The organism is Hydrogenophaga sp. (assembly GCF_030656115.1).
Lineage (GTDB): Bacteria > Pseudomonadota > Gammaproteobacteria > Burkholderiales > Burkholderiaceae_C > Hydrogenophaga.
Genome location: NZ_JAUSOO010000064.1, coordinates 1 through 24128, shown reverse-complemented (window position 1 = coordinate 24128; position 24128 = coordinate 1). Strand labels below are relative to the sequence as shown.

The 24128-nt window shown below is 65.4% G+C and carries 23 protein-coding genes and 2 pseudogenes; 11 read left to right on the top strand and 14 right to left on the bottom strand.

Going from position 1 to position 24128, the window contains the following annotated elements:
- From Q7J58_RS09550 to ytfE, 8 genes are all read right to left on the bottom strand, one after another.
- Positions 1-896: UbiD family decarboxylase (locus Q7J58_RS09550; RefSeq protein ID WP_304826755.1), on the bottom strand; the 896-nt coding region annotated here is incomplete at its 3' end.
- Entirely contained in the window at positions 893-1492 is a 600-nt protein-coding gene (locus Q7J58_RS09545) for a UbiX family flavin prenyltransferase (RefSeq protein WP_304826752.1), read from the bottom strand. The genes Q7J58_RS09550 and Q7J58_RS09545, both read right to left, overlap by 4 nt.
- Positions 1485-1901, bottom strand: coding sequence for a putative zinc-binding protein (locus Q7J58_RS09540; RefSeq protein ID WP_304826748.1), 417 nt, complete (start codon positions 1899-1901; stop codon positions 1485-1487). Before Q7J58_RS09540 ends, Q7J58_RS09545 begins: the two co-directional genes overlap by 8 nt.
- Positions 1888-2403 carry an SCP2 sterol-binding domain-containing protein gene (locus Q7J58_RS09535; RefSeq protein WP_304826745.1) on the bottom strand — a complete coding sequence of 172 codons (516 nt, stop codon included), beginning with the start codon at positions 2401-2403 and terminating at the stop codon, positions 1888-1890. The genes Q7J58_RS09540 and Q7J58_RS09535 overlap by 14 nt, the downstream gene beginning before the upstream one ends.
- A 16-nt stretch (positions 2404-2419) precedes the next feature.
- A complete protein-coding gene (locus Q7J58_RS09530; RefSeq protein WP_304826742.1) occupies positions 2420-3037 on the bottom strand; it encodes a hemolysin III family protein in 618 nt (205 codons plus the stop codon).
- 6 nt (positions 3038-3043) lie between these two features.
- Positions 3044-3952 (bottom strand): U32 family peptidase, encoded by a 909-nt coding sequence (locus tag Q7J58_RS09525; protein ID WP_304826739.1) that lies wholly within the window; start codon positions 3950-3952, stop codon positions 3044-3046.
- Positions 3953-4160: 208 nt separating this feature from the next.
- On the bottom strand, positions 4161-5180 hold the full coding sequence (locus Q7J58_RS09520; RefSeq protein WP_304826736.1) for a peptidase U32 family protein: 1020 nt from the start codon (positions 5178-5180) through the stop codon (positions 4161-4163).
- A gap of 163 nt (positions 5181-5343) precedes the next feature.
- Positions 5344-6048 carry an iron-sulfur cluster repair protein YtfE gene (gene ytfE, locus Q7J58_RS09515; protein ID WP_304826733.1) on the bottom strand — a complete coding sequence of 235 codons (705 nt, stop codon included), beginning with the start codon at positions 6046-6048 and terminating at the stop codon, positions 5344-5346.
- Between the two features lie 120 nt (positions 6049-6168).
- Between ytfE and Q7J58_RS09510 the strand changes: the two genes are divergently transcribed.
- Complete coding sequence (locus Q7J58_RS09510; protein WP_304826730.1) at positions 6169-6645, top strand: Rrf2 family transcriptional regulator; 477 nt, start codon at positions 6169-6171, stop codon at positions 6643-6645.
- A 60-nt stretch (positions 6646-6705) separates the two neighbouring features.
- Here the strand turns inward: Q7J58_RS09510 and Q7J58_RS09505 are convergent.
- Positions 6706-7074: pseudogene (locus tag Q7J58_RS09505) on the bottom strand (integrase core domain-containing protein); the annotation flags it as partial.
- Positions 7075-7352: 278 nt separating this feature from the next.
- On the opposite strand from Q7J58_RS09505, the gene Q7J58_RS09500 reads away from it, so the two are divergent.
- The 3 genes from Q7J58_RS09500 (at position 7353) to Q7J58_RS09490 (ending at position 10342) form a co-directional block, all read left to right on the top strand.
- Positions 7353-7661, top strand: coding sequence for a metalloregulator ArsR/SmtB family transcription factor (locus Q7J58_RS09500; RefSeq protein WP_304826727.1), 309 nt, complete (start codon positions 7353-7355; stop codon positions 7659-7661).
- Positions 7662-7781: 120 nt separating this feature from the next.
- The gene (locus Q7J58_RS09495) at positions 7782-9134 is read left to right on the top strand and encodes an FAD-dependent oxidoreductase (protein WP_304826724.1); all 1353 of its coding nucleotides are present in this window, start codon (positions 7782-7784) and stop codon (positions 9132-9134) included.
- 2 nt (positions 9135-9136) lie between these two features.
- Complete coding sequence (locus Q7J58_RS09490) at positions 9137-10342, top strand: MFS transporter (protein ID WP_304826721.1); 1206 nt, start codon at positions 9137-9139, stop codon at positions 10340-10342.
- Positions 10343-10394: 52 nt separating this feature from the next.
- Here Q7J58_RS09490 and Q7J58_RS09485 read toward each other — a convergent pair whose 3' ends face one another.
- Positions 10395-10739, bottom strand: coding sequence for a FixG Ig-like domain-containing protein (locus tag Q7J58_RS09485; protein WP_304826719.1), 345 nt, complete (start codon positions 10737-10739; stop codon positions 10395-10397).
- 189 nt (positions 10740-10928) lie between these two features.
- Here Q7J58_RS09485 and Q7J58_RS09480 point away from each other — a divergent pair.
- Positions 10929-11042 (top strand): annotated as a pseudogene (locus Q7J58_RS09480) (EamA/RhaT family transporter); the annotation flags it as partial.
- A 110-nt stretch (positions 11043-11152) separates the two neighbouring features.
- On the opposite strand, the gene Q7J58_RS09475 reads toward Q7J58_RS09480, so the two are convergent.
- Positions 11153-11425 (bottom strand): type II toxin-antitoxin system RelE/ParE family toxin, encoded by a 273-nt coding sequence (locus tag Q7J58_RS09475; RefSeq protein WP_304826716.1) that lies wholly within the window; start codon positions 11423-11425, stop codon positions 11153-11155.
- A 16-nt stretch (positions 11426-11441) separates the two neighbouring features.
- Positions 11442-11747 carry a type II toxin-antitoxin system Phd/YefM family antitoxin gene (locus Q7J58_RS09470; RefSeq protein WP_304826713.1) on the bottom strand — a complete coding sequence of 102 codons (306 nt, stop codon included), beginning with the start codon at positions 11745-11747 and terminating at the stop codon, positions 11442-11444.
- Positions 11748-12312: 565 nt separating this feature from the next.
- Between Q7J58_RS09470 and Q7J58_RS09465 the strand changes: the two genes are divergently transcribed.
- The 4 genes from Q7J58_RS09465 to Q7J58_RS09450 all read left to right on the top strand — a co-directional run bounded on the left by Q7J58_RS09465 (position 12313) and on the right by Q7J58_RS09450 (position 17392).
- Entirely contained in the window at positions 12313-14256 is a 1944-nt protein-coding gene (locus Q7J58_RS09465; protein WP_304826710.1) for a type IV pili methyl-accepting chemotaxis transducer N-terminal domain-containing protein, read from the top strand.
- Positions 14253-14978 carry a response regulator gene (locus Q7J58_RS09460; RefSeq protein ID WP_304826707.1) on the top strand — a complete coding sequence of 242 codons (726 nt, stop codon included), beginning with the start codon at positions 14253-14255 and terminating at the stop codon, positions 14976-14978. The genes Q7J58_RS09465 and Q7J58_RS09460 overlap by 4 nt, the downstream gene beginning before the upstream one ends.
- Positions 14979-15250: 272 nt before the next feature.
- Complete coding sequence (locus Q7J58_RS09455; protein WP_304826704.1) at positions 15251-15715, top strand: universal stress protein; 465 nt, start codon at positions 15251-15253, stop codon at positions 15713-15715.
- A 33-nt stretch (positions 15716-15748) separates the two neighbouring features.
- Positions 15749-17392, top strand: coding sequence for an MFS transporter (locus Q7J58_RS09450; RefSeq protein ID WP_304826701.1), 1644 nt, complete (start codon positions 15749-15751; stop codon positions 17390-17392).
- 31 nt (positions 17393-17423) lie between these two features.
- On the opposite strand, the gene Q7J58_RS09445 is transcribed toward Q7J58_RS09450, so the two are convergent.
- Entirely contained in the window at positions 17424-18341 is a 918-nt protein-coding gene (locus Q7J58_RS09445) for a nucleotidyl transferase AbiEii/AbiGii toxin family protein (protein ID WP_304826698.1), read from the bottom strand.
- Positions 18338-18937 carry a type IV toxin-antitoxin system AbiEi family antitoxin domain-containing protein gene (locus Q7J58_RS09440; RefSeq protein ID WP_304826694.1) on the bottom strand — a complete coding sequence of 200 codons (600 nt, stop codon included), beginning with the start codon at positions 18935-18937 and terminating at the stop codon, positions 18338-18340. The genes Q7J58_RS09445 and Q7J58_RS09440 overlap by 4 nt, the downstream gene beginning before the upstream one ends.
- A gap of 343 nt (positions 18938-19280) precedes the next feature.
- Between Q7J58_RS09440 and Q7J58_RS09435 the strand changes: the two genes are divergently transcribed.
- A complete protein-coding gene (locus Q7J58_RS09435) occupies positions 19281-20954 on the top strand; it encodes an antiporter (RefSeq protein ID WP_304826691.1) in 1674 nt (557 codons plus the stop codon).
- Positions 20955-21307: 353 nt separating this feature from the next.
- On the top strand, positions 21308-24128 hold a 2821-nt coding region (locus tag Q7J58_RS09430; RefSeq protein ID WP_304826688.1), incomplete at its 3' end, for a nitrate reductase subunit alpha.

Here is a 24128-nt window from a genome sequence, read left to right as displayed (position 1 = left end):
TAGTAGCCGGTATGGTCGCCGTAGGGGCCTTCGAGCGCGTGCTCAAAGCCGCTGGGGTGCAGCGGGTCGGGCCGGATGTTGCCTTCGAGCACGATCTCGGCCGAGGCCGGCACCTGCAGCGGCACGCCCAGCGCGCGCACGACCTCGGTGCGTGCGCCGCGCAGCAGGCCGGCGAACTGGTATTCGGAGAGACTGTCGGGCACCGGCGTGACCGCGCCCAGGATGGTGGCGGGGTCAGCGCCCAGGGCCACGGCCACCGGGTAGGGCTGGCCGGGGTGTTGCCGGCCGTGGTCGCGGAAATCGAGCGCGCCGCCGCGGTGCGCGAGCCAGCGCACGATGAGCTGGTTGCGCGAGAGCACCTGCTGGCGGTAGATGCCCAGGTTCTGCCGCGTCTTGTGTGGCCCGCGCGTGATCACCAGGCCCCAGGTGATGAGCGGGGCCACGTCGTCGGGCCAGCAGTGCTGGATCGGCAGGCGCGCCAGGTCCACGTCGTTGCCTTCCCACACCCGGTCCTGGCAGGGCGCCGAACTGCGTTCCTTGGGGCTCATGTGCCACAGCGTCTTGAGCAGCCCGCTCAGGGCCACCATGTCTTTCAGCCCGCCCGGCGCCTGCGGCTCCTTGAGCGCGGCCAGCACCTCGCCGAACTGGCGCAGCTCGCCCAGGCTGCCCACGCCCATGGCGCGCGCCACGCGGCCCGTGGTGCCAAACAGGTTGGCCAGCACCGGCATGCTGTGGCCGGTGGGCCGCTCGAACAGCAGGGCCGGGCCACCCGCGCGCAGCACGCGGTCGCACAACGCGGTCATTTCCAGGTGCGGCGAGACCGGCTCGCTCACGCGCCGCAGTTCGCCGGTCTGTTCCAGCTGGGCCATGAAGTCGCGCAGGTCTTTGTAGGTCATGCGGGCGCCGTGTCCAGGCCCTGCCAGCGCTCGCTCAGCGTGTGCGGCACGTCGAGCAGATCGAGCACGCGCGCCACGCTGGCGTCCACCAGATCGTCGATGCGCCGGGGGCGCAGGTAGAAGGCGGGCATGGGCGGGCAGACGATGGCGCCCATCTCGGTCACGCTCACCATGTTGCGCAGGTGGCCCAGGTGCAGCGGGGTCTCGCGCGCCATCAGCACCAGGCGTCGCCGTTCCTTGAGCATCACGTCGGCCGCGCGTGTGACCAGGTTGTCCGACAGGCCGTGGGCGATGGCCGCCAGCGTGCGCATGGAACACGGCGCGACCACCATGCCATCGCACCGGAACGAGCCACTGGCCGGGCCAGCGCCCAGGTTGGCCGCATCGTGCAGCGTGTGCACCAGCGGGCGCAGCGCGTCGGGCGTCTGGTTCATCTCGTGGCGCAGTGTGAGCCAGCCGGCGTCGGACACCACCGCGTGTGTCTGCACCCCGGGCACGTGTTGCAGGGCCTGCAGCAGGCGCAGGCCGTAGACCGCGCCGCTGGCGCCGGTGAGGGCCACCAGCAGGCGGCGCTGGGCGGAAGGGGCCTCAGTCATGCAGCGTCTCCGGTGCCGGTGCCGCCGTCGGTGCGGTCACGGCGAGCAGGCGCAGACCGGCGCTCACCTGCTCCAGCACCTGCTGCGCCTGCACCGGGTCGAAGTCTTCGTGCTGGCGCTTGCGCACACCATAGCGCTGCAACGGGTGGTGCTGCGTGGGCGTGATGCCGTGGCGCGCCAGGCTGCTTTTCACGCACACCAGCGGGCAGCCGTCGAGCGCCACGATGGGCCGGCCCGAGTGCGCGGTCTTCAGCAGCGCGGGCACGTCGCCACCGACACCGGCGATGCACGACATCTCGGCCAGGCCGCTGCGGTCCAGCCGCACGGCCACAAAGTTGGCCAGCTGCGCGGCGCTGGAGCAGCCCGAGCAGGCGTAGACCAGGGGGCGGGCGTGGTCAGCGCCCGCCATGGCGGCTCCCGGGCATGCCCGATGGGCGCAGCCGCTGCAGGCGCGCGAGCAGCGCCGAGGGCGTCCACCGGTCCCACTCAAACACCGGCAGCTCCAGCGCGTCGAGCGCGTTCTTCACCACCAGACCCAGCTCGGTGTCGCCCTCCATCGAGAGGCGCCGGTTGAAGAACAGGGTGTCGGGGTCGTCCAGCCGCTGAGCCAGGCGCAGGAAGTCGTGGGCGTTGGCGCTCAGGGTGAGCGCGGTGCTGGCCTGCGGCGGGCAGGCGCGGAACATGCCGCCCTGCCACGCAAAGTCGAAGCGCAGGCCGGCGTCGCGCACGTGGATGCGGATGCGCTGCCCCTGCAGGCGCTCGCACACGTCGCCCGGCAGTTGCCGCGCCAGCACCCAGTTGAGCCCCGCCACCAACAGCAGCGAGCCGGGGTAGGCAGGCAGGCGCGACAGCACGGCGGCAACCGGCGGTGCAAGGGTGTGGCGCTCGGCCTGGGCAGTGGTGTTGGGCATGGGGATGGGGTGGCCTTCAGGCCACGTAAAGCAGCAAGGTAAAAAAGTGGCAGGCGCTGCCGCCCAACACGAACAGGTGCCAGATGCCGTGGGCATGGCGCAGCCGGTGGTCGTTGGCGTAGAAGGCGATGCCCAGGGTGTAGAGCGCGCCACCGGCGGCCAGCCACGCAAAGCCGGCCGGCCCCAGGGCTTGCCACAGCGGCACCACGGCCACCAGCGCCAGCCAGCCCATGAGCACGTAGATCACCAGCGACAGCACGCGGGCGCCGCGTGCCAGCCAGATCTCCTGCACGATGCCCAGCGCGGCCAGCGCCCACACCACGCCCAGCAGCGACCAGCCCCAGGGCCCTTGCAGCGACACCAGCGCAAACGGCGTGTAGCTGCCGGCGATGAGCAGGTAGATGCTGCAATGGTCCAGCTTCTGGAACACGGCCTTGGCCCGCCCGCGCAACGCGTGGTACAGCGTGGACGCCAGGTAGAGCGCCACCAGCATGGCGCCGTAAACGCTGAAGCCCACGATGCGCCAGGGGTCGCCCTTGAGCGACGCGCTGGTGATGAGCGCGGCAGCGCCGGCCACAGCCAGCACCGCCCCGACCAGGTGGGTGATGCTGTTGAAGCGTTCGCCTGCGTGCATGGGGTGTCAGGCGGCCACCCGCGCTGCGGGCTCCACGCGGTCCTGGCCGGGCTGGCCGTGCCAGTAGCCGTTGCAGTCGGCGTCCGGCAGCATGGGCAGCAAGGCCGCCCGGGCTTCACGGCCCGAGAGCGCGCCCCGCCGAACGGCGTCGTACAGGCCGATCACCGCCGCCGTGTGCAACGACTGCGGGCTGATGCGCGCCATGTTCACACCGAGCGCCAGCAGCTCGTCCCAGGCGTCGATCAGGCTGTGCACCCGGGCCGACTGCGTCTGGATGCCGTTGAGCACCAGGAACTCGGCCTGCTCACGGGTCTTGAGCATCAGGCCGTCGGGGTGGTCGAGGCAGCTGAACTGGCAGTCGTCCTTGGGCAGGTTGCGGTGGCGCGCCGTGAAGCAGCGGGCCGAGAAGGCCAGCGGCAGGCGGCCATGCACAAACACCTCGGTTTGCAGTCCGGCCGGGCGGTCGAGCTGCAGCAGCGCCAGGTCCTGGCGGGGCATCTCCAGCGGTGCCACCCAGCGCGCTGCACCCAGCGAGGCCATCCACACGAGGGAGGGACCGTTGTAGATGTTGAGGTGCGGGCCGGCCACAAACGGGCGCTGGCCCGCCACGGCGCTGACTGCGCCCATGTCGTTGGCTTCGATCCAGAAATTGGTGTTCGCTGCGATCTTCTGCATCGCGCTCGCGTCGGAGCCCGACTCCAGCAACACCATGGTCGACAGCACCACGGTTTTGCCGGACTCGCGCAGCAACTGCGCCACGTCCAGCCAGTCCGACAGACGCAGCTCGTGGCGCCGCGAACAGGTGACCTCGCCGAGGTAGACCGTGTCCACCGCCGTCGCGGCCATGGTTTCGTAGAAATCAAACACGGTCTGGCGCGGCCAGTAGTACTGCAAAGGTCCGAGGGAGAGTTTCATTTCAGTGGTTTCCATGTGCGGGGCGGCCCCTCACCCCTGCCCTCTCCCCAGAGGGGCGAGGGAGCAACAGCCAGCTGCCGCCGAGCCGCAGCGAGACTCCTCTTGCCGGCGCACGTGCCCCACTCAGAGCACCCGTGGATCTGGCTTCGCCAGTCCACAGGGTGCGTCCCCCTGGGGGGAAGCCGCGCAGCGGCGCAGGGGGGAGCCATCACTTCCATTTGCGGTGGTACGCACCCAGCGTGTGTTGCTGGCCTTCGGCCACCTGGTCGAGCGAGGCCATCCAGCTGCCTTTGGGGGTGTATTGCTGGGGCTGGGCGAGGCAGTGGTCAATGGCTTCGCGCCAGACCTTGGTCACCTGCCCCACATAAGCCGGGCTGCGCTGACGTCCTTCGATCTTGATGGCGCGCACGCCCATCTGCAGCAACTGCGGCAGCAGCGCGAGCGTGTTGAGGCTGGTGGGTTCTTCGATCGCGTAATAGCTCGTGTCGGTCTCCACGTCGAAGCGGCCCTTGCACAGGGTCGGGTAGCCTGCGCTTTCGCCCGGGGTGTAGCGGTCGATCAGCACGCCGTTGAGCCGCGACTCCAGCCCTTGTGGCGTTTCTTGCCAGCGCACCGCTTTGGCGGGCGAGCACACGCCGTGCGTGTTGGGCGATTCGCCGGTGACGTAAGACGAGAGCGCGCAGCGCCCTTCCACCATCGCGCACAGGCTGCCAAAGCCGAACACCTCGATCTCCACCGGCGTTTTTTGCACCACCTGGCGCACCTGCTCCAGCGACAGCACACGCGGCAGCACCGCCCGCGCGATGCCAAACTGCTGGTGGTAGAAGTTGATGGCATCGGCGTTGGTGGCCGAGCCCTGCACCGACAGGTGCAGGCGCAGCCTGGGGTGGTGCTCGTTGGCGTAGCGCATCAGGCCCGGGTCGGCCAGGATCACGGCGTCCACACCCAGGTGCGCTGCTTTGTCCATCGCCTGGCGCCATCGCTGCGGGTGGGCTGCCTGGGGGTAGGTGTTGAGCGCCATGAACACCTGGCAACCGCGCGCGTGGGCATAGGCCACCCCTGTGGCGATGGCTGCGTCGTCAAAATTCAGGCCGGCGAAATTGCGCGCGTTGGTGGCATCGCGCAGGCCGAGGTAGACGCAGTTTGCGCCGCTGTCCACCGCCGTCTTGAGCGCGGGCAGGCTGCCGGCGGGGCAGACGAGGTCCAGGGTGGCGGTCGGTGGCGTCATCGGTTTGAAGGCCTTGGCGGGTCGCGTGGGTTGGTTTTCTGCTGAGCGGTGGTTCGGGTGGGGAGCGGGCGCGACGTTAGCAGCGCAACCGCCTGCGACCGTTGACCCAGGTCAAACCGCTCATGGCTTGATTTGGGTCAACAGGACTGGGGCAAAGCCGTCTTCAGGGGCAACAAGCGGCCGCTTTGGGCTCGAACTGCGGGAACAGCAGGTTGTTTTCCAGGTGGATGTGGTTGATCAGGTCGTCCGAGAGCTGGGCAATACCGGCGTAAAGCGCGCGCCAGGTGTTGCAGGCACCGAAGGGCGGGGTGGCGTCGTGGCTCAGGGCCATCAGGCGCTCCAGCTGTTCACCGTGGCGGGTGTGCTCGTCGCGCATCACGCCAATGGGGTGGCGCACCATGGGCGTGCCGCCGGCCTTGAGCATGGGGAACAGCACGGTTTCTTCTTTCTCCATGTGCTCCAGCAACTCGGCTTCCATGGCCTCCAGGTGCGCGGCCAGGCCCACCGGCACGTCGGGGCTGTCGCGGTGCACGGCTTCTACGCGGCGGGCCATGCGGATCAGTTCGGGCAGTTGCTCGCGGTGCACCGCGTGGTAGCGCTCCAGGATGTGGTCGATCATGGCGCCGGGCGCTTGCGGTGCCGCCTGGGTGGCGGGTCGGTCGAGCTGGGCCAGTTCGTCCAGCACGGCTTGCAGCGCCAGGCCTTTGGCTTCACAGGCCGTTTGCAGCGCCACCTGGCCGCCGCAGCAAAAGTCCAGCTTCAGGCGGCGAAACACGGCGGTAGAGCCGGGCAGGTTGACGGCGATCTGGCCGATGGCCTGCTGGGCGCGGTCGGTGGTGGGGTGGTCAAGGGTGGCGGCGTGGTTCATCTGAACTCCTTAAACATTCACATTGAATGCATGTATTAAAAGATAAAATTCAGATGAAGTGAATATTTCCACAGAACGACACGGGGTATCCGGAAGAACGATGCCCGAGGAGATCACGGCATGCGACTGACCCAATGGACCGACTACAGCCTGCGCGTGCTGATGTACTGCGCCGCCTGCGCGCAGCGCGAAAAGCCCGCCACCATCAGCGAAATTGCCGAGGCGCACGGCATTTCGCGCAGCCACCTGACCAAGATCGTCATGACGCTATCGGGCATGGGCTTGCTGGAAACCACACGCGGGCGCGGCGGCGGCCTGCGCCTGCTCAAGCCCGCGCAAGACATCGTGCTGGGCGACGTGGTGCGCCAGACCGAAACCGACTTCACGCTGGTGGAATGCTTCGACGCCGACCACAACACCTGCCGCCTGGACGGCCATTGCCGCCTCAAAGGCGCGCTGCAGCAGGCGATGGACAGCTACCTGGCGGTGCTGGACGGTGTGACGCTGGCGGACCTGCTGGAACCCATGCCAACACCGGGCGCGGGTGCGCGCAAGGTCGTGCGCGTGAAGCACATTCCGGGTCTGCCTGGCCTGTAGGAGCGCCTTTGCGGCCGCCCCATGGGCACCCATCTGATTGTCAAGTTCCGCCTGTTTATAAACACGCTTATTGAAGAGTTCCGGCTTTTTCTTGCTCCAAGCCTTGAGAGCATCGACCGGCGAGAGATGTCCCAGCGAGCGCTGTGGGATGTGGTGGTTGTAGGTGAACATGCAGTTGTTCAAAGTCGCATCGAGTTCGACACCCGAGGCGAACCGGGTTTGTTTGACAACCTCACTGATGCGGCCATTGAAGCGCTCAACCATGCCATTGGTCTGCGGATGACGCGCCGGAGCCAGACGGTGTTCAATGTTGAGCTCTTGGCACTGTTTGTCAAAGACATGCTTGCCCGTAGGCTGCTTGTCTTTGCTGGTGAAGCGGTCGGTGAACTGTGTTCCGTTGTCCGTCAACAGCTTGGTGATTTTGAATGGCATGGTCGTTTGCCACCCCTACGTCGTGGCAGAAGTGGCATGTGGCACGCCGCCCAGCCGCAAAGTCATCATCAGCATGTTGGGTGAACTCGAAAGCACGCCCGTTGCAACGCAAACGGAACTGCTGGCTATGCTGAATGCAAGGCAGCTCTACGGTTGCGGTTGCGGTTGCGGGTTTGTTGACAAATGAAAACAGCCGCCCCGTCGTGATGCCGGTTGACGCATCGGAAAACATTCGCTACATTAATTCGTAATTCTACGAATGACGAATAATTGACATGACACATTCCCCCAGTGCTCCATCGCCTTTCGGCGAAACGCTTGAAGCCGAAGAACTTGCCGCGCTGTTCAAGGCATTGGCACACCCGGCGCGCATCCGGTTGATGCAACACCTCGCGAGCCACGGCACCTGCTACTTCGGCAAGCTCTCGGACGTGGTGAACCTGGCGCCGTCCACCACGTCGCAACACGTCAAGGTGCTCAAGGATGCAGGTCTGGTGCTGGGATCGGCCGAAGAGCAGCGCACCTGCTACTGCGTCAATCCCGATCGCGTGGCCATGCTCAAAAGATTGGTCGAGGCGCTGTGAAATGCCTTCCCGCAGCGCTTCGCGCCTATCCCGCGCGGCTTTGCGTCAGTCCTGACCGATAAAAGCGCCCATTTTTTTGTTCAACCATTCGTCTATCGACGAAGCACGAAGGAGTCTCCCATGAACGTTCAAATTTCCTCTTCTTCTCCCGTGGCCGTCATCGGCGCCGGCCCGGTTGGTCTGGCGGCGGCAGCCCATCTGGTGCGGCGCGGTTTGCCCGTCGTTGTGCTGGATGCGGGCGCCAGTGTGGCGGCCCATCTGGGCAGCTACCGGCAGGTGCGGCTCTTCTCGCCTTGGCGCTACAACATCGACCGCGCTGCGCGCGAGCTGCTGGACGCAGCAGGCTGGGTTGCTCCGGCGCCAGACAAGCTGCCGACCGCAGGCGAACTGGTGGACGACTACCTGGCTCCTTTGGCGCGCACGGCGGCCCTGGCACCTCACATCCATTTCGGAGCCCGTGTGGTGGCCATTTCGCGTGACGGCTTCGACAAGGCCAAGACCGCCGGCCGCGAGCAGGCCGACTTTGTGCTTCAAGTCCAGACGGCCGAGGGATTGCGCGAGATGCGCGCCAGCGCGGTGATCGACGCCTCGGGCACGTGGTCGCAACCCAATCCTCTGGGCGTGCACGGCCTGCCCGTGCCGGGTGAGACAGAGGCCCGCGAACACATCGTGCATGGCATGCCCGATGTGCTGGGCACCGAGCGCAGCCGCTATGCCGGCCGCAAGGTGCTGGTGGTGGGGGCAGGGCATTCGGCCGCCGGCAACCTGCTGGCCCTGGCCACCCTGGCTGAAGAAGAACCCGACACCCGCCTGGCCTGGGCGGTGCGCGGCAACGATCTGCGCAGGCTCTTTGGTGGTGGTGAGAAAGATGGCTTGCCCGCGCGCGGTGAGCTGGGTGTGCGCCTGCGCGCCCTCGTTGAACAAGGGCGGCTGGAAATGCACCTCGGTTTCGGCATTCGCGAGGTGGCCCACGGACCCCAGGGTTTGCGTGTGCTCGCCGTCGATGCGGCCAAAGAACCGATCGAAGGCATCGACGAGATCGTCGCGGCCACCGGCGCCCGGCCCGACCTCAGCATCGCGCGGGAACTGCGGCTGCGCCTTGACCCCTGGCTGGAAAGCACCGATGCGCTCGCGCCATTGATCGATCCCAATGTGCACAGCTGCGGCACGGTGCGGCCACACGGCCACCGCGAGCTTGCGCATCCCGAAGCAGGCTTCTACGCCATCGGCGCAAAAAGTTATGGCCGCGCGCCCAACTTCCTGCTCGCCACGGGCTACGAACAAGCGCGTTCGGTGGTGGCCGCCCTGGCCGGCGACCTGAGCGCTGCTGACGACGTGCAACTGGAGCTGCCGCAAACCGGCGTGTGCTCGGTGGATCTGGGGAACCCGGTCCCGGCAGAAGCCAGCACGGGTTGCTGCGGTGGCCCGACCAAGGCCAAGGCCAAGGCCGAAGCAACCGCTTGCTGTGGCTGACTATGGCCTTACCCCGTAACGCAGGCACCGTCGCGGTGCTGGGGACCGCCCAAACCCTGGCCTGGGCCTCCACCTACTACCTGCCGGCCATGCTGGCGGCCCCCATGGCACGCGAGCTTGGCGTGGGCACGCCCACCGTGTTTGCCGCATTTTCGGTCGCGCTGGGGGTGTCCGCACTGGTCGGCCCGTGGGCCGGGCGCGCCATCGATCGCCATGGCGGGCGCCCGGTGCTGATGGGCACCAGCCTGCTCTTTGCGCTCGGGCTGGCGGCACTCGGCACATCGCAAGGCGTGTGGTCGCTGTTTGCGGCCTGGGCGCTGATCGGGCTGGCCATGGGGAGCGGTTTGTACGAGGCCGCGTTTTCGGCCCTGGTTCGTCTGTACGGTCATGGCTCCCGCAGCGCCATCACCGGCATCACACTGATCGCGGGGTTTGCCAGCACGGTGGGTTGGCCGTTGTCGACCTTGCTGGAGGCGCAGGGTGGCTGGCGGGGTGCCTGCTTTGCGTGGGCGGGTCTGCATCTGGTGCTCGGTTTGCCTTTGAACGCAGCGCTGCCGCGCCTGGCTGCGCTGGCACCGCCCGATCCGGCCCATCCGGCCCATCGGGTGGACGCGGACCGCGAACCCCCGCCCGCCGTTCGCCCGCGCCTCACCGCAGCGTTGCTGGCCTTCGTCTTCGCCGCCACCTGGTTCATCAGCACGGCCATGGCGGCGCACCTGCCGAGCCTGTTGCAAGCCAGCGGCGCGAGCCTGGCGGTTGCGGTGGGCGTGGGCGCGCTGATCGGCCCTGCGCAGGTGGTTGGACGCTTGCTCGAATTCAGCTTCTTGCGCCATGTTCACCCCCTGCTGTCGGCCCGACTGGCCGCAGTGGGGCATCCGGCGGGTGTGGCGGCCTTGCTCATCGCCGGGCCTGTTGCCGCGCCCCTCTTTGCCGTTTTGCATGGCGCCGGCAACGGCATTCTCACCATTGCCAAAGGCACGCTGCCGCTGGTGCTGTTCGGTCCGCAGGGCTACGGCCAGCGCCAAGGCTGGCTGATGTTGCCAGCGCGCCTGGCGCAGGCGATGGCGCCGTTTCTCTTTGGCTTGGCGCTGGTGCAATGGGGCTCCGGCGCGCTCTGGCTGTCCGCCGGCCTGGGCGCCTCGGCCCTGCTGGCGTTGATGGCTTTGCCCCGTGTGCGCACGGGGGAGGGCAAACAGCCGCCAACATGAATGTGCCCTGGCGTCTGCTGCGCAGCGTGTACGTATTGAAGCCTCGGCGCCGTCAATAGCGCGGCACGATAAAGGTGCTTTTCACCTCGACCGGCCTGTGAGCGCCGGCCGTGTCGGGATCGATCTGGAACACCACCGGCAGCGTCTCTCCGCTGTGGCGCTGCGCCCATTCCCTCGGCAGCACCAGCCGCACCGCCATGCTGTGGGTGCTGGTGGCGCCAACCAGCAGCCCGCTGGCCGTGTCCAGCCGCAGCCCCTCGCTGCCCGAGATGCGCACGGTGTAGCCACTGGCCTGCTCCAGGCTGTTGGTGATCTGCAACCGGTAGGTGTTTTCGACGTCGCCGTGGCCGGTCTGGCGCGCCAGCGCGCCGCGGTCGCGGCTGAATGCGTCCGGCATGATCCCGACACCAGATTTACGCGGAAAAACTTCTTGTAGATCGCTTACTTCATGGCTGGATGTATCAATACAAGATCCCTTTGCCGTGACGCCGTGGCCATGGAAGTCCTGGCGAGAAACAACCAGAACTCTTCCTCAAGCGTGTTGATAAACAGGAGGAACTTGACACGCACGCAAGTCCTAAAAAAGCCCGTGTTCGCGCTGGTGTTCGGCATGGTGCTGCTGGGCGAGCCGCTCACGCTGCAATGGGTGCTGGCGCTGCTGGGCGTGGCGGCGGGAATTGTGCGGGTGAGTCGCCGGTAAACCAGATCAGCCAAGTTGGGCGCCTGCGTTGCGCTTCGCCAACCCCAACCGTTCAGTCGCGGCTTTCTCGTGACGAATGGGTGCTTGGTATCCGCAGTGCCGCACGACATTCACGGGTACCGCCGTGCCGTGTGCATCAAGGCCAATACCAGCACGTCGTCATCGATCACCCGCACCACCGCGATGTAGGGCAGACGATGCAACACGTATTCTCGCGTGCCAGCCACCCGCCCGGGGCGGCAACGAAGTGGAAACAGATGTAGCGAAGCCACTTGCGTCCGCATTCGCTCAAAGACGGCCTGCGCCACTTCCAGGCTGGCTTCTTCCACGTAGTACGCCAGGATGTCGTCGAGGTCGCGCTCGGCGGCCTCTGTCCAGATCACGCGCGCCATGGGTGCATCAGCGGTGACGGGCTCGGGCGTTCAAGCGGTCTTGCACGCGTGCCATCACATCCTCATGCTCGCCGCTGGCGGCGCCAACATCGTACGCAGCCAGCCGCTCGGACACACGCGCGGCAAACCACTCGTCGTAACCGGCTTCCTTGTCCATGAACATCTCCGGGATCAGCGTGTCCGCTGCATCCTGAATGGACAACATGATGCCCACCGGCCGGTTGTTCTTCGTCACCACCACAGGCTCGCGCTGCATGGCATCCAGAAACTCGCCAAAGTGGGTCTTGGCATCACGCGCGGTCATGGTTTTCATGGTGGGCCTCCTAAGCGACATAAAAGCCCATTGTAGTCAGAATGGTCACTTTGACTACTCTACGATCAATCTGAAGAATATGGCCGCGAGTTCCGCGGTGTCAGCCTGTGCAGAGGAAGGCTCTGGCCGACGTCGCAAGACGCGGGTGAAACCAGCCTCTGTGAAGCAAGAAGTCAGCTTCGTTCGTGTTTGCGCATGATCGAGCAAGTCTGACGGAACGATAGCTACTCCTACACTTTGCAGCAAGGGGGGCGAGACGGTGTCCCGCAGCTTTCGCACTGCGCACGACACCAGCCAGTGGACACGGCTGAGTTTTGTCGCGATGTCCGACAGCGAAACCGAACCGCACGGGCGTATCACACGCCGGGAATGGGCATCCGTCGCGGGCAGTGACGGGCGCCCGGCCGACAGTGACTCGGGCTGGGTTCAGCGCGCTTTGGCACAGCCAGGCTGGGTGGGGTCGATGTGCTGCGGTATGCGTTGTCCCCGACCGCCCACAGTTTGACGCCCATGACAAGCCGCGTTCCGCTACCCGTACCTGCGCAAACCCGCTAACCTCCCCCCCATGTCATCCACCGCCTCCCTCTCCACCAAGCTGGTCCGCATTGGCGCCGGCCTGCTCATCGTGGCGCTGGCCTCCATTGGGCTCACGCTGTGGGTGACCTGGCAGCTCGAAGGCGGCGCGGCCGCGGTCAACGAGGCAGGGCGCCTGCGCATGCAAACCTGGCGCCTCACCAGCGCGGTGCAGGCCCAGCTGCCCCCTCAAGATGTGGCGGCCCTGGTGGCGCAGTTCGACGGCAGCCTGGGCCTGCTGCGCCGTGGCGACCCGAGCCGGCCGCTGTTTGTGCCGTGGGACGAGGGCGTGAGCCGCGAGTTTGCGGCGGTGGAATCGCTGTGGCAGGTGCAGCGCAGCCGGTGGTTGCAAGGCGGTGCCACGGCCGAGGCACCGCTGCAGGGTGTGGACACGTTTGTGGACGCCATCGACCGTCTGGTGCGTGCCATTGAAGAAGAGCTGTCGGGGCTGACTGCCATCCTCAACCTGTTTCAGTTCCTGATGATGGCGCTGGCCATTGGCGGCGCGGTGATCATGCTCTACACCGGCTACCGGTTTGTGATCAACCCGCTGGCCCACATGCGCCAGGGCTTGCGCCAGCTGGAGGCGGGGAAATTTTCGGTGCGGGTGGCGGTGAACACGCACGACGAATTTGGCCAGGTGGCGGCCGGCTTCAACCGCATGGCCGCCACGCTGCAGTCGATGTACGAGGGCCTGGAGAGCAAGGTCGAGCTGAAAACCCGCCGCATCGAAGCGCAGCGCGCCCGGCTCGAAGCCTTGTACGAGGTGAGCGCTTTTCTGGCCAGCGCCAACACCATTGAAGAGCTCTCACGCGGTTTCTCACAGCGCGTGCGTCAGGTGATGAAGGCCGATGCGGTGGCGGTTCGCTGGTCGGACGAAGCCAACCAGCGTTACCTGATGCTGGCCTCCGACTGCTTTCCGCAGGAGATGCTGGAAGAAGAGCGCAGCCTGCTGGCCGGTGCCTGCGCCTGCGGCAACCTGCAACCCGACGCGCGCACCCGGGTGATTCCCATCATGAGCCACGACGCGGCTCCCATGCGCCACTGCGCCAAGGTGGGTTACCAGAACGTGGTGAGCGTGCCGGTGCGGCTGCAGCAGCGGCTGATTGGCGAAGTCGATCTGTTCTTCCGGGGCGAGATCGCGCTCAACGCCGACGAAACCGAGCTGCTCGACGCCCTGGCCAGCCACCTGGCCAGCGCCTTGGAAGGCCTGCGCGCGGCCGCGCTGGAGCGCGAAGCGGCGGTGGGCGAAGAGCGCGCCCTGATCGCCCGCGAGCTGCACGACTCCATCGCCCAGTCGCTGGCGTTCCTCAAAATTCAGGTGCAGCTGCTGCGCTCGGCGGTGCAAAAAAACCAGCCCGCCCAGGTGCAGACCACGCTCGACGAGCTCGATGTGGGGCTGCGCGAAAGCATCCACGATGTGCGCGAGCTGCTGGTGCACTTTCGCACCCGCACCAACACCGACGACATTGAGGCCGCGCTGCAGGAAACGCTGCAGAAGTTCCAGCACCAGACCGGCCTGCCCACGCGCCTGCAGATGGACGGGCAGGGGTTGCCGCTGCCGCCCGACGTGCAGGTGCAGGTGCTGCACGTGATTCAGGAAGCCTTGTCCAACGTGCGCAAGCACGCGGGCGCGAGCCACGTCAGCCTGGAAGTCGTCAAGAGCGCCCGGTGGCGCTTCACCGTGCGCGACAACGGCACCGGTTTTGACGCCGCACACGCACACGGCCCGACCCATGTGGGCATGAAAATCATGCGCGAACGCGCCGAGCGCATCGGGGCCCAGGTGGACGTGGTGTCGGCCCCCGCCAGCGGCACCGCCGTGACCCTGACGCTGCCGCCTTACCCCGTGAGTGCCAGCAGTTTGGGCACCGTGGGCCTGACCTCGCCGGGCACCGCGCCGGTTGATTTCGAGAACCTGGTAACCACCCCATGACACAACCCACACCGCCCCGCATCCAGTTGTTGCTGGTGGACGACCACACCCTGTTTCGCCGCGGCCTGCGCGCGTTGCTGCTGCAAGACGAGCGTTTTGACGTGGTGTGCGAAGCCGCCGACGCCGGCGAGGCCCTGCGCTGTGTCGAGCGCTACCGGCCCGACGTGACCTTGCTCGACAACCACCTGCCCGGCGTGCGCGGGGTGGACGCGGTGCGGGGACTCAAAGAGGCCGCGCCCAACATGCGCATCCTCATGCTCACCGTGAGCGAAAACCAGGACGATCTGGCCGCCGCCCTGCAGGCCGGTGCCGACGGTTACCTGCTCAAGACGGTGGAGTCCGATCAGCTCGGCGACGCCATCGTCAAGGTGCTCGACGGCGAATCGGTGGTCAGCCCGGAAATGATGAGCAAGCTGTTCAAGGCCTTTCGCAACCAGTCGCCCCGCACGCCCGGCGCACCGGTGGCCGATGCGGCCATTGCGCCGGCACCGCTGCAGGCGCCTGCGCTCAGCAAGGCAGACGGCCTGGCCCTGCTGTCGGCCCGCGAGCGCGAGATCCTGGCGCTGATTGCGCGCGGCGACAGCAACAAGCTGATTGCCCGCGAGCTCGACATCGCCGAGACCACGGTGAAGATCCATGTGCAGCACATTCTGCGCAAGCTCCACCTCACCTCGCGGGTGCAGGCGGCGGTGTTCGCCGTGCACCAGGGTCTGCGCGGCTGAGAGGCTGAGCCGGGGGACAAGCCGCCCACCGGCAACGGTCCATAGTTCTTTCGGCGCCAAGGCGCCGGGCCAGCATCGTCCATCCGGACAGCCGCCGCGTGCCAAAGAAGGATGTTCAGCACGCACCGAACCCCGCACAGTTACCGGGTCACCCTGGCTCCTGTAGGGCCATTGTTCGCAGGCCCTGTGTCGCCTGCCAGCAGACCCCGCCTCTGTGGCGGTGGGTGGGTTTCGACACAGGCTTGTCGACCGGATCAACTGGAGAAAACAACATGGAAGTCATGCTGGCTTACGACCATTCGCGCAACGCGCGCATCGCACTGGACGCCGTCAAGCGGCTCTTTGCCCACGAGCTGCCCACCGTCACCCTCATTTCCGTGATCGAGGAACCCGGCAGCACCACCAGCGCTGGAGACGAGATGTTTGAAGCGCAGTACCAGGAGCAAAAAGCCGGGGCCGAAGCGGCTGCGGCCGAACTGTCGGCGGCCGGCTTTCCGGCCAAGGTGCTGTTTGCCGAGGGCGACGCCCGCAAGATGATCTTGCGCGCCACCCAGGAGCGCCGTCCCGACGTGCTGGTGCTGGCGCGCCACTCTTACAAGCCCGACGGCAACTTCATCACGCGCCGGCTCGACGCCCTGGTGGAGGAATTTGACCACATGACCTTTGGCTCGGTCAGCGCCTTTCTGGCCCGCCGCGTCATGTGCCCGCTGCTGATCGTCCCTACCCACGGCGACTGAGCGCGCTGAGCCCTGAAATAGCGAGATTTCAACATGCAAGTCAGCGACATCTTCCGGTTCAAAAACCGGGAAATCAAGGCGCTCCACCTGACGTGGATCGCGTTCTTCATCTGCTTCTACGTCTGGTTCAACATGGCGCCGCTGGCGTCGTCCATCCTGAAGTCGGCCAACTGGCTGACCAAGGACGATCTGCGGCTGTTTGCCATTGCCAACGTGGCGCTCACCATTCCGGCGCGCATTCTGGTGGGCATGGCGCTGGACCGCTTTGGCCCGCGCCGCGTGTTCTCGTTGCTGATGGTCACCATGGCGGTGCCCACGCTGTTCTTTGCCTTTGGCAACACCAAAGAGCAGCTGTTTGTATCGCGTCTGGTGATGAGTTCGGTGGGGGCCAGCTTTGTGGTCGGTATCCACATGACGGCGCTGTGGTTCAAGCCACGCGACATCGGCTTTGCCGAAGGTTTCTACGCTGGTTGGGGCAACTTCGGTTCGGCCGCTGCCGCCATGACGCTGCCCACCATTGCGCTGACCCTGTTCGGTGGCGACGACGGCTGGCGCTGGGCCGTGGCCACCTCGGGTGTGTTCATGGGGCTGTATGGTGTTTTCTACTGGTTCGCCATCACCGACGGCCCGACCAAAGACACCCACAAGAAGCCACGCAAGAGCGCTGCGCTGGAGGTGTCGAGCTACCGCGACCTGGTCTTGCTGCTGCTGTTTACTGTGCCCATGGTCGGCATTTTGGCCATCTTGGTGTGGCGCGTGCAGAACACCGGTTTCATCGACGACATCACCGCCTGGATCTGCTACGCGTCCATCGGCTTTGTCATCGTGTACCAGTTGGTGCAGGTGCTGCGGGTGAACCTGCCCATTCTGAAAAAAGGCGTACCCAAGGACGACCGCTACCCGTTCAAGTCGGTGGCCGCACTCAACACCACCTACTTCGCCAACTTCGGCGCCGAGCTGGCCGTGGTGTCCATGCTGCCCATGTTTTTTGAAGAAACCTGGGGTTTGTCGGCGGCCATGGCCGGTTTGATCGCGGCGTCCTTCGCCTTCGTGAACCTGTTTGCACGGCCCATGGGTGGCCTGGTGTCGGACCGCTTTGGCAACCGCCGTTTCGTGATGCTGTCCTACATGCTGGGCATCGCGATCGGCTTCGCGCTCATGGGCATGATGAACAGCAACTGGCCGCTCATCATTGCCGTGGCCATCACCATCGGTTGCTCGTTCTTTGTGCAGGGTGCCGAGGGCGCCACGTTCGGCATCATCCCGTCCATCAAGCGCCGCTTGACCGGCCAGATTTCTGGCATGGCCGGGGCCTACGGCAACGTGGGCGCGGTGTTCTATCTGTTCCTGTTCATGTACGTCACGCCCTCGCAGTTTTTCCTCCTCATTGCGGCCGGTGCATTCCTGAGCTGGGTGGTCTGTGTGGTTTGGCTCAAGGAGCCCGAGGGTGGCTTTGGCGACGAATACATCATCTCGTCGGTGGACCATGCGATTGCCCAGGAAGTGCAGCAAAAGCGCGATACCGAGGCCGACGTGGCCCGCCTGTTTGCCGGCAGTGGCCGCGTTGAACTGCAGGAAAAAGGCGAGGGGCTGATGCTGACCGCACGCTTCAAGAGCCTGGAGGAATTGCGCGCAGCCGTGGCGCGGCTGCAACCGACGGGTCAGCCTGCCAAATAGGCGGCGCTGAATCCAGTCCCCGTGCGCCCTCTCACGGACAACGGCTCATCGCCCATTGCGCGGACGCCGGGTGCCATGTGGTCGTCACCTGACTTTGGGTGACAGCAACCTCGGTGGGCGGCCACAGCAGCAGGTTCAGCAGTGCAACCGTCTCGGCCAAGCTGCCTGCGGTGATGCGGTTCTTGTTCAGGAAGGCCTGCCATTGCTTCAGCTTGGCGGGGTCTTCACTGAACTGGCTGGTGAGTGCGAGTGGTTGCTCGCTCGGAAGTGGGGTCTGGCGTCTGGAAAAGGTGGCGGCCATGGCTGCGGCCAGGGTTGCACCATCCAGCTCGGTGCGCCGTGCGATCACCGCCAGATCGTAAAAGTCCTTCATGCGGCTGTTGGCCTGGCCCAGCACCACCATGGCGTGGTACTTCTCGGCGATCACGGTGTAGACCGGATAGACCCGCAGCGTGGGGGCTTGGAAGTCCTTCAGCAGGGTGGGATAGGCGACGGTTTGTGGCTCCGGCGTCACGGCATCGCCAAAGCCAATGTCGATTTGCAAGGCGCAGCGTGCGGAGCCTATTCGCGCCATCAGCGTGATGCGGGTGCCGCCGTAGGTGTTGTCTTCGCGAATGGCATTTGCGTTGACCGACCCAGGATCGAACTCAATGCCGTCACCCAAGTTCATGGCCGCGATGTCGCGGAAGGTGGCGATCAGATTCGCTTCGTCGTCGGGGCCAAAGCCCAGCAAGTCGGCGTCCCTCGTTGGGCGGTGCGGCTCGTCGTACCAAAGCGCGAAAAGCAGGGCGCCTTTGAGCAAGAAGCGGTTGGCATGCGGTGAGGTACCGACTCGCAGCAGCAGGCGTTCCAGCGCAAAGCGGTTGAGCAGCAGGCTGTAGTCGTCACCCCTTTGCTTGGCCAGCGTCAGCAGGCGCGCAAGGATGGATGCCGATAGATTTCCGCTCATGCCACCACCGCCTCCAAGTAAGGCTGCATGACACGTTCAACCCGGTTGATTTTGGCGAAGTGGTTCAGCTCAGCCATGGTGACCCGGCGGCTGTGCCAGCACTCTTTGAGCGCCTCCAGCGCCACGTCCAGACCAATCTTGTTGCGGAACTTGAAACAGTCGGTCACCGTTTTGGCGACGCTGTAGACGCGAATGGGTGCGCCGTGTTCTGTCACGGTCTGGATGCCCTCGGAATAGGCCACGCCCCGCAGGCGCGTAATACGCAGCAGCGGGTAGTCCAGCGCCGGGGTGTGTGTGGCCTGCGGCAGCGCAACCCACACCTCGTGGGGCATCTGGGTACCAATGCCGTGGAATTGCAGCGCGCTCAGCAAACACAGCACAGCTTTGGGTACGCGCTGACACACCTCGATCAGCGTTTGGTGTTCGGTGATTTCGGCGTCCGGCAGGCTGTACAGGCCCCGGGCCACACGTTGCAGCTTGCCAGCCTGGTGCAGGCTGAGCAGCAGTTGTGGCGCCCAGCCATGCTCCCGCACGTCTGCTGCGCACAGCACGCGCTGGTGCCGAGCAAGTTCAAGGATGTGATCAGATTGGCTCATCGGTGCTGATTTTAATATTCGCATGACTTATTTTCAAGTGATGCGATTTTTAACTTATTGGGTCAGCTCTGGGCGTCACCGTTCGCCCGGGTTCACTGCCGCACAGGCAGCTCAGCAATCGCCCAGCCCCACCGATCTACTCCTTTCGAACGATGGCCCCGCGCAAGCCCATCGGTCTTTCAGACCGGTGCCTGCGTCCCTCTGAGGGATGTTCGCCCAAGCCGCCCTCCCGCACAGTCATGGACACACAACGCCGTGCCTTCAGCACCCGGGGTGGCAGCTTCAAACCCCACCGCTGAATCACCCTGCGGCGAACCGATTTCCCCCTACAGGAGTCCCTGTCATGAGCAACAAGAAACCGCGCAACGCCCCCACGGGCGAAGCCGCGAACCTTCAAACCTATTCCGGCGCCGACATCGCCGACTGGCGTCCCGAAGACAGCACCTTCTGGGCTGCCAAGGGCAAAGCCATCGCCACCCGCAACCTCTGGATCTCCATCCCCAACCTGCTGGTCGGTTTCGCCGTCTGGCTGATGTGGGGCATCGTCACCGTGCAGATGCTCAACCTGGGCTTTCCCTTCGCCCCGGCCGAACTGTTCACGCTCACCGCCATCGCCGGCCTGATGGGTGCCACCTTCCGCATCCCGGCCTCGTTCTTCATCCGTCTCTCGGGTGGGCGCAACACCATCTTCCTCACCAGCACGCTGCTGATCATCCCGGCGGTGCTGACCGGCTTTGCGCTGCAAGACCAGAGTACCCCACTGTGGGTGTTCCAGCTCTGTGCCTTCCTGTCGGGCATTGGTGGCGGCAACTTTGCCTGCTCCATGTCCAACATCACCGGCTTCTACCCCAAGAGCCAGCAGGGCACGGCACTGGGCTTGAACGCCGGTCTGGGCAACTTCGGCGTGACCACCATGCAGATCCTGATTCCGCTGGCCATGACGGCCGCAGTGTTCGGCACCTTCGGTGGTGAATCGATGACGCTGATCAAGGACTCGGGCTGGATCCTGGGCAAGATCACCGCCGGCACCGCCACTTACATCCAAAACGCCGGCTTCATCTGGGCCGCCGTCCTGGTGCCGCTGGTCATTGCCGCCTGGTTCGGCATGAACAACCTGATGCCGCTGTCGCCCAACTACGGCGGCACGCTGGCCGCGTTTGCCAAGATCATTTACCTGTGGGTGCTCACCGCCATCATCGGCCTGGTGGGTCTGTACCTGTACCTGCCAGCGCCCACCGGCCTGGGCCTGCTCAACATGTGGGTGGCCCTGCCGCTGATCATCGTGGCCACCGTGGTGCTGATGAAGCTGGCCGCCTTCGGTGAGATGAAGGCCAACATCGACAAACAGTACGCCATCTTCCGCAACAAGCACACGTGGTCCATGACCGCGCTGTACATCGTGACCTTCGGCTCGTTCATCGGCTTCTCGATGGCCCTGCCACTGTCCATCACCGTCATCTTCGGTTTCCAGCACGTGGTGGACCCGGTCACTGGCCTGATGACGCACACGCTGAAAAATCCGAATGCCCCTTCGGCCCTGACCTACGCCTGGATCGGCCCGCTGGTCGGCGCGCTGATCCGGCCCCTGGGTGGCTGGGTGTCTGACAAGGTGGGTGGCTCCATCGTTACGCAGGTTATTTCCGCTGTGATGGTGTTCGCTTCGGCTGCTGTGGGTTACGTGATGTTGCTGGCCTACAAGTCGGCCACGCCGGAAGAGTACTTCCTGATCTTCATGGTGCTGTTCGTTGTGCTGTTCGCCGCCAGCGGCATCGGCAACGGCTCCACCTTCCGCACCATCGGCGTGATCTTCGACCGCCAGCAAGCGGGCCCCGTGCTGGGCTGGACCTCGGCTGTTGGCGCCTACGGTTCCTTCATTGCCCCCGTGGTGATCGGCCAGCAGATCAAGGCGGGCACCCCCGAGGTCGCCATGTACGGCTTCGCCATCTTCTACGCCGTGTGCCTGGTGCTGAACTGGTGGTTTTACCTGCGCGCTGGGTCCGAGATCAAGAACCCATGAAGTCACTTCGCTTCACGGTTGCTTCGGGCCTCAGGCCGGTGCGGCACTCCGCTCCGTCCGTGTCCCCCGCCCTTCGGGCTCCTCCTTTACCTCCCGGAGCGGAGCGCCACACCGCCCTGAGGCAACAAGCGATGTTGGCGCACCAAGGTCTTCAGGCATTGCGCACCCACCGCGCACACAGCCGAGGGCAGTGGGGTGAACGGTGCAGTGAGGTCAAGGAGGAGGCCGCAGGCCGGGGGACACGAACGGAACCGTTCACCCCGCTGCCCTCGGCCCCGCACCAGCAAGCATGAAACAGCAACCCAACAACAACCAGCCATGAACCCAACAACACACCCCAACCGGAGCATCCCATGAGCCACTTTCTGGACCGATTGACCCACTTCACCCTGCCCAAGGAAGCCTTCTCAGGCAACCACGGCCTGACCACCAACGAAGACCGCACCTGGGAAGACAGCTACCGCAACCGCTGGGCGCACGACAAGATCGTGCGCAGCACCCACGGCGTGAACTGCACCGGCAGCTGCTCGTGGAAGATCTACGTCAAGGGCGGCATCGTCACCTGGGAAACCCAGCAGACCGACTACCCGCGTACCCGCTGGGACATGCCCAACCACGAGCCGCGCGGCTGCGCGCGCGGTGCTTCGTACAGCTGGTACCTGTATTCCGCCAACCGCGTGAAATACCCCATGGTGCGCGGGCGCCTGCTGGAGCGCTGGCGCGCCGCGCTCACGGTCAGCAAGAGCCCGGTGGACGCCTGGGCGCTGATTCAGCAAGATACCGAAGCCCGGCGCGACTACCAGCAGGTGCGCGGCATGGGCGGCTTCGTGCGCAGCACCTGGGACGAGGTCAACCAGCTCATCGCTGCCGCCAACGTCTACACCATCAAACAGCACGGCGCCGACCGCATCATCGGCTTCTCGCCGATTCCCGCCATGTCCATGGTGAGCTACGCCGCCGGCTCCCGCTACCTGTCGCTCATCGGCGGCACCTGCATGAGCTTCTACGACTGGTACTGCGACCTGCCGCCCGCCAGCCCGCAGGTCTGGGGTGAGCAGACCGACGTGCCCGAATCGGCCGACTGGTACAACAGCAGCTTCATCATTGCCTGGGGCTCCAACGTGCCCCAGACCCGCACGCCCGACGCCCACTTCTTCACCGAGGTGCGCTACAAGGGCACCAAGACGGTGGCCGTCACGCCCGACTACTCGGAAGTGGCCAAGCTCTCCGACATCTGGATGCACCCCAAGCAGGGCACCGACGCCGCTGTGGCCATGGCCATGGGCCACGTGGCGCTGAAAGAGTTCTATTTCCCCGACGGCGGCAAGGCCAGAAGCAGCTACTTCGACGACTACGCCCGCCGCTACACCGACCTGCCGCTGCTGGTGATGCTCAAAGAGCACACCCTGCCCGACGGCACGGTGACCCTGGTGCCCGACCGCTACCTGCGCGCGAGCGACTTCAACGGCCAGCTGGGCCAGAAGAGCAACCCCGAGTGGAAAACCGTGGCGTTTGACACCGACGGCAAGGCGGTGCTGCCCAACGGCTCCATCGGCTTCCGCTGGGGCGAGCCCGGCCGCGAAGACGAGGGCAAATGGAACCTGGAGTCCAAAGAGGCGCGCACCAACACCGACGTCAAACTCAAGCTCTCGGTGATCGAGGACGGCGAGCAAGAGACCCAGGTCGTCGATGTCGGCTTCCCCTATTTCGGCGGCCGCGACACCCCCAACTTCACCGCCAACGCGCAGAACGGCGAGATCAACCACGCCAAGGTGCCGGCGGTGCGCCTGCGCCTGGGCAAGGCCGGCGAAGAGCGTTACGCGCTGGTGGCCACCGTGTTCGACCTGCAGGTCGCGCAGTACGGCATCGACCGTGGTCTGGGATCCGGTGCGAAAGACTTCAACGACAACGCCGCCTACACCCCGGCCTGGCAGGAGAGCATCACCGGTGTGCCGCGCGAGCAGCTCATCACCGTGGCGCGCCAGTTTGCCGACAACGCCGACAAGACCCATGGCAAGTCCATGGTCATCATCGGCGCGGCCATGAACCACTGGTACCACGCCGACATGAACTACCGCGGCGTCATCAACCTCTTGATGATGTGCGGCTGCATCGGCCAGAGCGGTGGCGGCTGGGCGCATTACGTGGGCCAGGAAAAGCTGCGCCCACAAACCGGCTGGGTGCCGCTGGCCTTTGCCACCGACTGGGTGCGCCCACCGCGCCAGATGAACAGCACCAGCTTCTTCTACGCCCACACCGACCAGTGGCGCTACGAAAAGCTCGGCATGGAAGAGATCGTCTCGCCCACCCTCAGCGAAGCCGACAAGGCCGCCTTCAGCGGCAGCATGATCGACTTCAACGTTCGTGCCGAACGCATGGGCTGGTTGCCCAGCGCACCGCAGCTCAAGACCAACCCGATGCAGGTCGTCAAGGACGCGCAGGCTTCTGGTCTGGATGCCAAGGACTACGTGGTCAAGGCGCTGAAAGACGGCACGCTGGAGATGAGCTGCGAAGACCCGGACGCACCGCAGAACTGGCCGCGCAACATGTTTGTGTGGCGTTCCAACCTGCTGGGCTCCAGCGGCAAAGGCCATGAGTATTTTTGCAAGCACTTGCTGGGCACCGAAAACGGCGTGCAGGGCAAAGACCTGGGCAAAGACGACGCCAAGCCGGCTGAAGTGAAGTGGCACAAGGACGCGCCGCAGGGCAAGCTGGACCTGCTGGTCACGCTCGACTTCCGCATGAGCACCACCTGCCTGTACAGCGACATCGTGCTGCCGACCGCCAGCTGGTACGAGAAGAACGACCTGAACACCAGCGACATGCACCCCTTCATCCACCCGCTGAGTGCAGCGGTGGATCCGGTGTGGCAGAGCCGCAGCGACTGGGAGATCTACAAGGGTTTCGCCAAGACCTTCAGCGAGGTCTGCGTCGGCCACCTGGGCGTGGAGAAAGAGGTGGTGCTCTCGCCCATCATGCACGATACCCCCGGCGAAATGGCGCAGGCGTTTGAGGTCAAGGAATGGAAGAAGGGCCTCTGTGAACTGATCCCCGGCAAGACCGCGCCGCAGATCTCTGTGGTCGAGCGCGACTACCCCAACACCTTCAAGCGCTTCACCGCCTTGGGCCCGCTGCTCGACAAGCTGGGCAACGGCGGCAAGGGCATCGGCTGGA